Origin of the sequence: Aestuariibacter sp. A3R04 (genome assembly GCF_018860805.1) — a bacterium.
Classification (GTDB): Bacteria; Pseudomonadota; Gammaproteobacteria; order Enterobacterales; family Alteromonadaceae; genus Alteromonas.
Genome location: NZ_JAHKQR010000001.1, coordinates 598,535 through 610,733 on the forward strand (window position 1 = coordinate 598,535; position 12,199 = coordinate 610,733).

General features: G+C 45.2%; 11 protein-coding genes. 9 read left to right on the forward strand and 2 right to left on the reverse strand.

Annotated elements, in window-relative coordinates; genetic code table 11:
* Positions 1-450: 450 nt before the first annotated feature.
* Positions 451-1,449 carry an ester cyclase gene (locus tag KO518_RS02535; RefSeq protein WP_216024223.1) on the reverse strand — a complete coding sequence of 333 codons (999 nt, stop codon included), beginning with the start codon at positions 1,447-1,449 and terminating at the stop codon, positions 451-453.
* Between the two features lie 132 nt (positions 1,450-1,581).
* Here KO518_RS02535 and KO518_RS02540 point away from each other — a divergent pair, with 132 nt between their 5' ends.
* From KO518_RS02540 to KO518_RS02580, 9 genes are all read left to right on the forward strand, one after another.
* Positions 1,582-3,195: a sodium:solute symporter gene (locus tag KO518_RS02540; RefSeq protein ID WP_216024224.1), complete on the forward strand. Its 1,614-nt coding sequence runs from the start codon at positions 1,582-1,584 to the stop codon at positions 3,193-3,195.
* 32 nt (positions 3,196-3,227) lie between these two features.
* Positions 3,228-4,316, forward strand: coding sequence for a nuclear transport factor 2 family protein (locus KO518_RS02545; RefSeq protein WP_216024225.1), 1,089 nt, complete (start codon positions 3,228-3,230; stop codon positions 4,314-4,316).
* A 2-nt stretch (positions 4,317-4,318) separates the two neighbouring features.
* A complete protein-coding gene (locus KO518_RS02550; RefSeq protein WP_216024226.1) occupies positions 4,319-5,197 on the forward strand; it encodes a nuclear transport factor 2 family protein in 879 nt (292 codons plus the stop codon).
* A gap of 167 nt (positions 5,198-5,364) precedes the next feature.
* Positions 5,365-5,526: a cupin domain-containing protein gene (locus tag KO518_RS02555; RefSeq protein WP_216024227.1), complete on the forward strand. Its 162-nt coding sequence runs from the start codon at positions 5,365-5,367 to the stop codon at positions 5,524-5,526.
* Positions 5,527-5,643: 117 nt separating this feature from the next.
* A complete protein-coding gene (locus tag KO518_RS02560; RefSeq protein ID WP_216024228.1) occupies positions 5,644-6,204 on the forward strand; it encodes a gluconate 2-dehydrogenase subunit 3 family protein in 561 nt (186 codons plus the stop codon).
* Entirely contained in the window at positions 6,201-7,919 is a 1,719-nt protein-coding gene (locus KO518_RS02565; RefSeq protein WP_216024229.1) for a GMC oxidoreductase, read from the forward strand. The genes KO518_RS02560 and KO518_RS02565 overlap by 4 nt, the downstream gene beginning before the upstream one ends.
* Before the next feature lie 148 nt (positions 7,920-8,067).
* Complete coding sequence (locus KO518_RS02570) at positions 8,068-9,258, forward strand: glycoside hydrolase family 105 protein (RefSeq protein WP_216024230.1); 1,191 nt, start codon at positions 8,068-8,070, stop codon at positions 9,256-9,258.
* A 38-nt stretch (positions 9,259-9,296) separates the two neighbouring features.
* Positions 9,297-10,562: a right-handed parallel beta-helix repeat-containing protein gene (locus tag KO518_RS02575; RefSeq protein WP_216024231.1), complete on the forward strand. Its 1,266-nt coding sequence runs from the start codon at positions 9,297-9,299 to the stop codon at positions 10,560-10,562.
* Between the two features lie 172 nt (positions 10,563-10,734).
* A complete protein-coding gene (locus KO518_RS02580) occupies positions 10,735-11,154 on the forward strand; it encodes a GNAT family N-acetyltransferase (RefSeq protein ID WP_216024232.1) in 420 nt (139 codons plus the stop codon).
* A gap of 78 nt (positions 11,155-11,232) precedes the next feature.
* Here KO518_RS02580 and KO518_RS02585 read toward each other — a convergent pair whose 3' ends face one another.
* Positions 11,233-12,135, reverse strand: coding sequence for an HPP family protein (locus KO518_RS02585; protein WP_216024233.1), 903 nt, complete (start codon positions 12,133-12,135; stop codon positions 11,233-11,235).
* Between the last annotated feature and the right edge of the window lie 64 nt (positions 12,136-12,199).

The following is a 12,199-nucleotide window of genomic DNA, read 5'->3' on the forward strand; positions in this document are numbered from 1 at the left end:
CTACGGCGCCAGTTTTAACAACGCGACATTGGTTTGTTTAATTCTTGGTCTAAATAAACATACAACTCAAATAACTTCGAAGTCAATAAAAATGTTTTGTGAATGTTAATTCATGAATTATTGGTATGTGTCTGCATTTCTATTTATGTATTAAATTTCTGATTATAAACGATTTATTTTGTTTTTTGTTAAGTCATTGAATGGCTTATTTGGCCGATTTCGAAGTATTAGTGTAGGCTTTGAGTCATTGGTGACTGGTCTAATCAGAACGACTGGTTAAAATGCCAGTACCTTGCGATGAAGAGTCGAAGGAGAGGTACCTGAACCGATGAGGGGGGAAGTCAGGCGAAAGCTCCCCCAGTAAAGAGAGGGTTTTTACTGGGGGAGCATTAAGTGAAGACGTCAGTTTATTTCACAAATTGCGCCCTTTAGGACGCTATTAACCTGAGTTTAACTGTATGTGGTAGTGCGTGCCAAAATGTCTAATCCTTGCTGCTTTAACCAGTAGGGAACATCCATCAGCACCCAATTTTCCAATAGCTTGTCGCCTTTGCGGTAATACACGTCAACCACTCGCATGTCTGCACGAATGCCTGAAGCTGGCATTCCAAAAAGCCCGCCGCCCGCTGTATTAGATAAATTTGGCCAACCGAAAAAGCATGCGAAATTGCCTTCACTGAAACGTGCGATATGGCCATTAAAAACTTTATCTTTCAGTCCTTTGCGAAAGGGAAACTGGTGTTGTTGTTGATAGCGTTCAATGGTATAGGTAGCACCTATTCCGGCTGGGCCATACCACACCATGTCCTCGCTCCAGCATTTGGCTAACAGCTCTGGAGGGCAGTTGTCATTCCCCGATTTGTTCAGAGCATCCAGATCGTTAACCATCTCTTCTACCAGGTCGATGGTTTTTTTGGATTCAGCGGGATCCTGCTCTTCAAAGAGCAAGCCATTGTGATCACTAGGGCCAGGATAAACAAACGTGTGCCCTGTCTCTACAGGTAAAGGGTTGAGGCCAACCTGCTGCATTAACGCAACGATGTCGAAGAAAATAGCATGGCTAACTATTTTATCTTCACTTACTTCGTAAAACTCCGCGTAGCGCAGAAAAGCGAGTTTCCCCGTGCTTCTGATATCAAGAAAAGGGGTGTCAAAGAGCCCGGCAAAGTGACCCATAGACATGACCCACTTGCCTTTGCCTACAGTGTTATCTCCCGCCATAAATACATCTTCGCGTCGTTTCATGCGTGTAAAACTGTGCTTTAAAGGCGCCCATAAGTTTTTCACTAACTGTGACGGCGTTGTGCAACAATCAAAGGGGTAGCAAGCATAAACCTTTGCATTATCATCAATATACGTCTCTACCACATTCTTGACATCGCTCGCGTTACTTTTGTCAAAGGCCGCTTGATACGACCTGACAATGGCTTTTTCGCTATTAAAACTCATGACTTACGCCTCGTTGTTTAAAAAATTGTTAATTGCAGGCTTAAATAATTAATGACTTCGAAGTCATTATGTATTAGGTTGAATAATATTGTAAATAGAAAGCGCGCTTATTAAGCAGGCAGAGTAGAGAATATGACTGAAAATTTTGGCGTTTTAAACTGGTCTATCTTAGGCGGATACATTATTGCGAACCTGTTGTTGGGTTTAGTGATTGGTAAAAATATAAAAAATTCTGACGATTTCTATCTCGGCCAAAAGCAAACGCCATGGTGGGCAATAGGAATTTCGGTCATTGCCACCTATGTCAGTGCCATGACATTTCTGGGCGCACCTGCATGGGCCTACTCAGAAGGCCTTTCAGTCATTGCGCTGCACCTCAATTATCCGCTTGTCATTATGGCCGTCATCATCTTCTTTTTCCCTTTCTTTTATAACGCTGGCGTTGCGTCAATTTACGACTATCAGGAGCGTAGATTCGGGAAACGGGCTCGGGCCATGGTATCTGGCATCTTTATGCTGAGCCAGATTATGAGCTCGGCGGCTATTCTTTACGCCACGTCTCTCGTTCTGTCATTTATCACTGGTGTACCTGTGGTGTGGTCTATTGTTATTGTGACTGCCATAGCGCTCATCTACACCATGATGGGGGGAATAACTGCGGTTATCTGGACAGACGTTATTCAGTCCGTCATTTTATTCGCAGGCGCAGGCATCATTATGTACGCCCTGTTGGACAGTGGTGATACCACACTGTCTTCGTCAATGAGTGAACTCAAAGCACAAGGCAAGTTAAACCCATTGAATTGGGATGTTGATTTTACCCAGGAAACCACGGTGTGGAGCGGCATTATTGCTATGACGCTGTACCACATTACTGTTTATGGGACTAACCAAATGATGGTTCAGCGAACTCTGGCGGCAAAGAACATCGGCGATGCCAAAAAGTCCTACCTGTTAATGGGGTTCTGTGCGTTTTTTATCTACTTCTTTTTTATTGTTCTCGGTGTGTTGTTCTACGACTTTTACCAAGGTAAAGCGTTTGAAAACAGCAATACCATCATTTTACAGTTTGCTGCTGACTACGGTTTGCCCGGGCTAATGGGAATTATTGCTGCCGCAGTAATGGCAGCGTCAATGTCGAGTTTAGATTCATCGTTTAACTCCCTATCTACGGTTGCAACTATCGATTTTTATAGAAAGTATTTTAAGAAGGAAGGGTCTGAAACGCATTATCTCAAAGCTTCGCGTTTTTTCACCTTGTTCTTTGCGCTTCTTATTATCTTTCCTGCTATTGGTTATCACCTGTTCAGTGAGGGCTCAATTTTAGAAATTCTCTCTAAAGTAGGTTCATACTTTGTGGGTGCGCAAATGGGTATGTTTTTCTTAGGCTTTTTCTCTAAACAAACGACAGAGAACGGCCTTATAGCAGGAACGGTAAGTGGTTTCATTGTCGTCACACTGGTAGCACTTAACACAGATATCGCCTGGCCCTGGTACTGCATTATCGGCGCGAGTGCCAACATTGTTGTGTCTATAATTGCAAGCCGACTTATTGACGGTGTGCAAAGCGAGTACAACGCCTACACCATAAAAGGGCAGCAGCAACATTTTGCCCGCCAGGGCCTCGATGAAAAAGAGCAGGGATGGTATCGGGTACCCGGTCGTGTAGACCCTATCAACTACATCTTATTTGGGTTCTTCGTACTCACACTTGTGTTCTTATTTTCACTTCAATTTATGTTTTAAAAGCCCAACTCAGCGCTTTTGAGGGAGATTCTATGAGCGAGACATCCATAGCAAAAACGGTGTATTGGCAGCCTCTGCATGACATGCTGGACCCTGCACGAAGTAAAACGCAAACCTTAGCGGGTTTTGACGAAGAGTTTGTCGACTTAGCAGACTATATATTGCGCATTACCCATCGTATTTGGGAGCAGAAAAATATTGGCGCTTGCTACGATTATTATGCTGATTACTGCCCGGTGCATACGCTCGGAAGCTATGCAGACAGTGTGGATGTGGTCGTCCAAAACACACTCAAAACCATAGCTGCGTTTCCAGATAGATCACTAATAGGAGAAGATGTGATTTACCGAAAAGAGGCCAGTGAAGTGTATTATTCGTCTCACCGCATCACCAGCATAATGACTAACAAAGGGCAGTCTGAATTTGGCCCCGCTACTGGTAAAACCGGCCGGGTGACCACCATTGCAGATTGTATGTGCAAAGACAATAAGATCTTTTATGAGTGGTTGATGCGAGACAACAGCTTTCTCATTGCACAACTCGGTATTTCACTTGATGACGCGGCGGCTTATCAGGCTAAATTCCCAGCATCGAGTACTTTTACGCAATGGATAACTGAAGAGTATGCTCGCACCCTTGCTAATGACGCATCGCGCTGGGAAGCATTGCCAGAGCAAGACAAGCAGTGGGGCGACTTTGCCAAATCATGGGCCGATCAAATCTTCAATAAGCGCATGTTCAATAAGCTCTCTGACTTTTATAAACCTAATGCGTCAGTGCAGTGGCCGGGCGGACGTCAAGCCACTGGCAATGCAGCTATTGGCGGCATGTTGATAAAGTGGTTGGCAAGCTGCCCAGACGCCAACATGGTTGTGGATCATATTTGCGTTACCCATTACGACGACAATCGCGTGAACATTGCGCTTAGATGGGGCCTGGCGGGTCATTACAATGCTACACAAAGCAAATATGCGCAGTTTAATCAGCAACCCCATTACATTTTAGGGGCCTCTCATTTTGAGATTGAAGACGGTGTAATAGCCAAGGAATTTACGGTGTTTGACGAAGTTGCCGCACTGGCGAATCTAATGCGCAAGCTACCGCAAGAGATGGGAGCATAAGCATGTTACACACAATTCATCAACTGCTGGGAAAAAAAGATACGAAAACACTGTCCCGTGCTCTCCTTCATTCCAGTCGCTGGCTTTTAGGAGAAAGGCTACACTACGGGCCAATTCAGCAGCGGGGCTTAATGGCTAATTGGCTTGATATTACAACGCGTTATGAAACCGTTGAACTATGTGCGAAGGTGCAAAGTGGTGATGTTGAAGCAGGCGTATTTTGTCTTTCATCAGCATCGACCAACACTTACTTTATTGCACAATGCGAACATCGCAATGGCGCTATCAAGCAATTGCTTCAATGGGTAGACAGTGCTTCACTTGCCGCGCACTACAATACGAAAGAAGCCTCAGGCTATGACAACTCGATGTCGCTACCCTTTTGGCCCGAGCCAGACCCACTTCAATTAAGTGAATTCGACCCTCAACTTCACTTGCAAACTACCCATGCGGGTATTTGTGATGTGATTGAGGGAGACGCAAGCGATGCACGCAAAGGGATGTTGTCAGATTGGTGGCAGATATGGCAAGGGTTTGATGTTGCTGGCATTGAAAGCGTATACGAAACTATTGACCATTTCAGTGTTAATAGTGCAGTCGTCAAAGAATCGGCATCCCCTTCTATTGTATCTTGGCTCGCACAACTTGAGGGGAAGCTACATCGACGCTACAGCCAGCTTGAACAGGTTGTTACTGATGAAAACAGCGCGTTGGTAAGATGGCGTATAGATGCTGATATTAAATCAGAGAACGGGTTAATCCGCGTTCGTATACCCATTGCGAGTATGCTGACGTTTGCGCAAAACAAAATCGAAAGGGAATATTGGGTAATAGATGCACTGGCATTTGAAAAGCGTTTTGCCATTCCACTACCGTTCTAGCTTCAGTCACCAGCGTTGTAAACGTTGGTCTTTTACGCCTCTCATTTTGTAGAGGCGCTTTTTTATGCAATTAACACATTGATGGAGTGACCTCTGTAGAGTGACTAATCAGAAATGTCGCTGTTGAGGAGGTCTATGCCGGCATTTACTGAAAATCATCGGTCAGATTGGTATATAACTCAGCGCGAGTTTTACCGTATGGCGAAGAAATCTTTGTGTTTTCAGGCACCTTTAAAGACGAGCATGGGGAATACTCCAAAGGTACGTGGGCACGCAACCCGCGCATGGGCCAGTCCCTCCCTGCGTTGATGGATAAGCCATCATTCTAGACTTTGTTGATTTACACGGTGTGACATTTTGTGATCATTTGTGATTGCATTTGACTTTTATATCAATGTATCATCACATCAAATTAACAAATTCTGGCCTAGTAGCGCTGGGGGAATGTGAAAATAAACAGACGAGTATTTTTAGGCTCGGTGCTCTATGTTGTTTCGACAGCAGTCCTTCCTTCTGAATTAAAAAATGCGTTAAAGCTGACAGTTTTTAATTCGGATGCTTTGTTTTTCAGTGCTGAGCAACTAACGCTGGTTTACGATATTGCGGACATTATGATCCCCACAACAGACACGCCGGGCGCATCTGACTCGCATACAGCACAAGTGCTTGATGCACTTATGGTATCGTGGGCATCCTCCAATACACAGCAGCAATTAACGGCGTTTCTGTCGGAGCTTAGAGATAGGGCTCGCAGCTCCAACAACAAAGATTTCCTCCTAATGCCCCGGGAAGAGCGCCAGGCATTTCTGGTTGAGATTGACAGTCATGCGTTCGAGAAAACAACATCGCCGTTTCTGGTCGCCTATAAACGTTTGAAAGCACTAATTTTTCATATTCACTACTCTTCAAAAGAAGCCAATCCGGATTTCTTTTTAGTTCCAGGAGGATACAGAGGAACCCTTAGCTTAGAAGAGCTACATGCAATTCATAAGAGAAAATACCTATGAATAATGAATTCGATGTCATTGTTGTTGGTTCAGGGATAACCGGTGGATGGGCTGCAAAGGAGTTTTGCGAAAAAGGGTTTAATACGCTTGTGCTGGAGCGGGGGCGACATGTAGAGCACAGGGGGCCAGAGTATAAAGATTTTGAAGCGCCGTGGGATCTGCAAAACAGAGGCATGCCTGACGAAGCGCTCGCTGAGAACGGCCAATACGCCACACTGAGGCAGAAAGGGCATTTATACAAGACCGATGCGCTGCACTTTTTCGTTGACGATAAAGAAAGTCCTTATAGCTTCCCTGAAGACAAACCCTTCATGTGGGTCAGAGGGCATCAGTTAGGAGGGCGCTCATTAACATGGGGGCGTCAGGCATTGCGTTGGAGCAAAAAAGATTTTCAAGCAAATGCGAATGATGGCCACGGTATCCCTTGGCCTATCGGCTACGAAGATTTAGCCCCATGGTACAGTTATGTTGAAAAATTTATCGGTGTCGCTGCAAATAAAGATGGTCTGGAAACTCTGCCAGACGGTGAATTTCAGCCTCCGTGGGAAATGAGCTATGCTGAACGCTTCGTCTCTGACAACCTGGCCAAGCAATATAAGGACAGACACCTGATTATAGGTAGATCAGCCAACATTACTTCGCCTACTGAAGAACAAGTCGCGTTGGGTAGAGGAAAGTGTCAGGCTCGTTCATATTGTCGACGTGGCTGTTCATTTGGGGCTTACTTCAGCTCACAATCTGCCACACTGCCAGCGGCCCAGAAGACCGGGCATTTGACTATCGTGACCGATGCCATCGTAGAGCGCGTCGACTATGATGAAAAAAACAAGCGGGCGTCAGGTGTCACTGTCATTGACGCCAACACTATGGAGAAAAGGCAGTACAAAGGCCGCGCCGTTTTCCTGTGTGCTTCGGCACTGGGTACAGTGCAAATTCTTCTTAATTCTAAGTCAGATGCGTTTCCTCACGGGATTGCGAATTCTTCCGGTGCATTGGGTCACTATATCATGAGTCATTTTACTGGTGTTGTTGCCAGCGCAGATGTCGACGTGGAGGAAGATAAGTTTGCCTTTGGACGGCGACCTATAGCGACCTATATTCCCAACTACCGTCACGACAAACTCGCCGATGCCGATTTTGTAAGAGGTTTCGGATTTCAAACCACAGCTCAGCACCGTTTCTCAACCAGGCCATCTGCTAAACGCCCGGGTATCGGCATAGCGGCAAAAAAACAGGTTGGCCAGCCTGGGCCTTGGCAGTTTAGAGCGTTCATGTACGGCGAGATACTTCCTTATTTCGAAAATGTGGCAAAACTACATCCGACCAAAAAAGACAAATGGGGTATGCCTTTACTACATATCGATGCAGAAGTAAGGGAAAACGAGCGTAAAATGATTAAGCAGGCAGCCAAAGATATTAAAGAAATGCTTGAAGCTGGTGGATGTTCAAACATTGAAGTGAGTGCCATTCCTGAAAACAAACACATTCCACTTGGCAAACAAATTCACGAGATGGGCGGGGCCTGCATGGGTAGCGACCCCAGTACGTCAGTGCTAAATAGTTGGAACCAAGCTCACGATGTACCGAATTTGTTCGTTACTGACGGCGCCTGTATGGCCTCTACAGCGACACAAAATCCCTCGCTTACCTATATGGCTATAACAGCGAGGGCCGCGGATTATGCAGCCACCCTGCTAAAGGAAAACGCAATCTAAAGCCTCATTGTGAAAGCCTTAATTATAAATACGGTGGAGTGCATATGCGGAGAGGAAATATCGTCATTCTAGCAGCAAGCAGTAGAGTGCAATTTCAACGCGTCCACATCATGCCATTGGACCATGTTTTGTCTACAAAGGATTACCCATGAAAACACGACTGAATACGCTCTGGCTGTCTTGCAAAAGTCAGCTCGTCATTCTCTCATTTGCTTGTTTGCCCTACGCTTCATTGTCGGCCAAGGAAGTGGTAACTGATTTGCCAACGCAAGAACACGTTATGGTACAAATGGAAAAAGTAGCGAATTGGCAAGTCGCACGTACACAATATATGACTCATGTTGGTCGTGCCAGAGCAGGCTCTGAGACCTACGGGAGATGGATTCAGGGGGCCTTCTACAAAGGACTAACCAAACTCGCGGAACGGTCTGAAAACCCCTTTTACGAAACATGGATTGGCTATGTGGGCAACGCTCACGACTGGAAACTGGGGAAGGTTAAATATTTTGCGGATGACCATGTGATTGGGCAAACCAACCTGTGGTATTACCGGAGGCACAAGAACGAACAGGCGCTGACGCCAGTTAAAGAAACCTTTGATTGGCTCATTGAACAAGCGCCCGATGACGGTCTTGAATTCGTCGCAGGCAGAAATAAGGATAATGTACACCACTGCCAGTGGAGATGGTGTTGGGCTGATGCGTTGTTTATGGCCCCGCCGGTGCTTTTTGAACTTTCTGATATTACCGGCGACCCCAAGTACGCGAACTACGCCCACAAGGAATTCCAGGCGACCGTCGATTATTTACAGGATCCGAACACCAAATTGCTCTTTCGAGACTCACGGTATTTTGAAAAGAAGGGCAAGTTTGGCGAGCAGGTCTTTTGGTCCAGAGGCATGGGATGGGTGTATGCAGGCGTTGTGCACATATTAGAAAATATGCCTCGAGACCACCAATTCCGTCCTTACTATGAATCACTTTATTTAGAATTTACAGCAGCTATCGTTAGGCTACAAAAACGAGATGGCGCTTGGCCAATGTCATTACTGGCTGGCGAAAAGTACTCGGAGCCGGAAACCAGTGGAACGGCCTTTTTCACTTACGGCATCACATGGGGTATTAACAACGACTTGCTTGATGAAAGTACATATTTACCCAATGTCGTAAAAGGGTGGAAGGTATTGTCATCGGCGGTACATCCAGACGGTAAATTCGGTTGGGTACAAGGCGTGAATGAAAAGCCTGATGTGGTAACAAAAGAAGATTCCCAGTTATTTGGGGTAGGTGCATTTTTGCTCGCTGGGAGCGCAATGTACGACTTTCTCGGAAAGAAGTAATTTCAAGCTTCAATTAATCGTAACCAGGAAAATGAAAAGTGAAAACAAGCATAAAAAATTCGCTAAGGGTTATGGCCACTTGCAGCGCCATGTTGTGGGCAGGCCAAGTGATCGCGGCAGACTGCAGCAGTAACCCGGTTAACCCAAATGGAAAAGCATCTAAACTTCAGGATGCCCTGCAACAAGCTACAAACACAGGTAAACCTTTGAGATTGACCGGCACCTATTACATTGGTACTGACAAAAATACTGCAGACGGTAAATCAATTTTGAAGGGCATAAGCGTGACGCTACGAAAAAACTTAATAGTGGATGCTACGGGTGCTCGTTTTATTGCCAAAGCAGATCTAGATGGCGATTTATTTAGCTTTGATACGAAGAACAACGACAACGTTTGCGGGAACAAAGGTCAACTTGCTAATTTTACGTGGAAAGGTGGAGACTTCGATATGTCTAGAGCGAAAGTTTCCACCGTTGTGCCTATCACGCGTTTGACTCCGGAAGGACGAGAAGGTGAAGACAAGACTGCCGATGCGCTTTCTATTCGCGGTGTTGTGAATACGACAAATTACCACAAGCTCAATGAGCTCATTATTGAGAATATTAACTATGTGGGAACGCGCAGCAATAGCGATCCTTTCTATGAAGCTGGAGGCGACAGTGGCATTCTGATGACAGGAGCCCTCAAAGCAATCATTAGATATAACAACTTCTATGGTGTTCGGGACGCCGCGGTTTACTTGTCTGCGGGGGGCGACAACGGGCAATTTGGTGATCATTTTACCATCCACGACAACTATGTAGAGCGGGCGTTTGACGGTTTCACGTCGAAAAGAGGGGCTGATAATATAGTTATGCGGAATAATATACTCAAGGACGTAGTGGTGGGACTAAGTACCAAAAGTGTTTATCCAGGATGGCAAGCCACGAACGTGAACATTGTGGACAACACAATCGATAATGCTATGCGAGCTATCAGTCTTGAAACAACCAATAATGTGACGGTTGAAGATAACCAGATAAACAAACTCGGAGATATTGTTGCTGAGCAAACTTCTTCTAGCAAAGCCAATTTCAATGCGTACGGCGATGCATTCGAAGGTATTTCACTAAATGGTGTGCAAGGAATTAACACCATAAGGAATAATGAAATTAGGGGTGTCACCGAAAGTTCCCGAGAAAATTCGACTACGACATGGGGAATTGTGCACCGCAGTTACGAAGGGCGCGATACGGAAAATGTTAATAAAATTAACAATGTATTTTCTAATTTGGACAAATGGAGTAAGTACCTTGGCAACTAATGCCAATGAGTAGGGAGTAGTTAGTATTTCATGTGCTTACTTCAACAATAGCGTGTAGGATATTGAACCTGAGATATTTTCACGTAAGGGTGGGAGAGCCGTTGCGTGATATATGGAAGAATCCTCTATTGAAAGTGAATTCTTCCGCACATTACATTGTTAGGACAACGGAATGCCAACACCGCAAACAGTTTTAAAAGAAGCACCACCAACTGCGGCTGATTTCTCTTCCCTGAGAGCTGCTGTCGGGTGGGTTAATCCTGAACTATCAGTGATTGAAAAGAGTATAAATTCTTCATTGTTTTGGGTTTCAATATTTCAGGATAATCGTCTCGTTGCGTGCGGTCGGCTGATTGGTGACGGCTTTATGTATTTTTATGTGCAAGATGTCATCGTACACCCCGAGTTCCAAAAACTTGGTTTAGGTTCCCAAATCATGCGAACCATAAATAGGTATATCGCTGCCAACTGCCCAGCAGGCTCAACGGTTGGATTGTTAGCAGCAAAAGGAAAAGAAGCTTTTTATCTCAAACACGGCTTTATACCGCGTCAAGGAAAAGATCTGGGTTTGGGAATGTGTAGGTTTATTTAACTATTGCCAGTACAAACATTAAGGCGCTCGTAGGCTGAATGAAGCAATAACACCTGGGTTTCCAGTTGTCTGCACCTGTTATCTTTTAGGCTTCATTTTTTCTTTGGCCCACTCGGCAAACTCATGCAAGGAGCAACTGTCGGTTGTTCCCTTCTGATCGCCATCCACAACCTGATAAACAATCAAATAAAGCGAAGGGTCTTTGTGTTCTCGGTGGTCTACAACTTGACGTACTGACCAATGTCTGCCTGGCTTTCCGTTGGTATAGAAGGCGCCGGGTTCCAACACAAAGCCAGCAATGAGTTCCTCGTGATAAATTGCATCTGCAATATCAACGATATGCTTTATCTGTTCATCACTTGCATCAATGACTAATTCTGACCGTTTTATAGCCTCATGAATATGTTGCATTTTGATGCGGCGGGTATCGGGATGATAGCCAGCACTCTGGTATCGCATTAAGCTTTGCGGATACCTTCGCCATCTGAATAAATTGTTAAAAACAAGTGCTACGGACAACAATATACAACAGTTAATAAACGTTGGTGTCAGTACATACCAATAGCCAAGTTCATATATGTTTGGCCCGCCTATAACTGCCGCTAACGCTGTTGCACCTCCGGGAGGGTGCAGGCTTCTGGTTATGTGCATAACTAGAATAGATAAAGCCACGGCAATGGGGGCCGCAAGCGCAATGGGGTCAATGAACATTGCACAACTTACCCCAATAAAGGCCGACAGTAAGTTTCCCGCCATGAATGCCCACGGTGTCGAAAGTTGGCCGTGAGGCACAGCAAAGAGTAGGACAGTTGACGCGCCCATTGAAGGTAAAATAGCCATCGAGCCCGTTGTTCCGGTAAAATACGCGGTTGTATAGAAACAAAAGAAAATGGCCAGCATCCCGCCTAGTGTGGCGACTAATTTCTCAGAAGATACAACTTCACTTTGAATACCAAGAAATCCTGTTACTGTTTTAATCATGCTGTATCGCTTAACGTATTAGAAAATATGTGATGCTCGACCAGATTTCATTTCTCCTCGTATC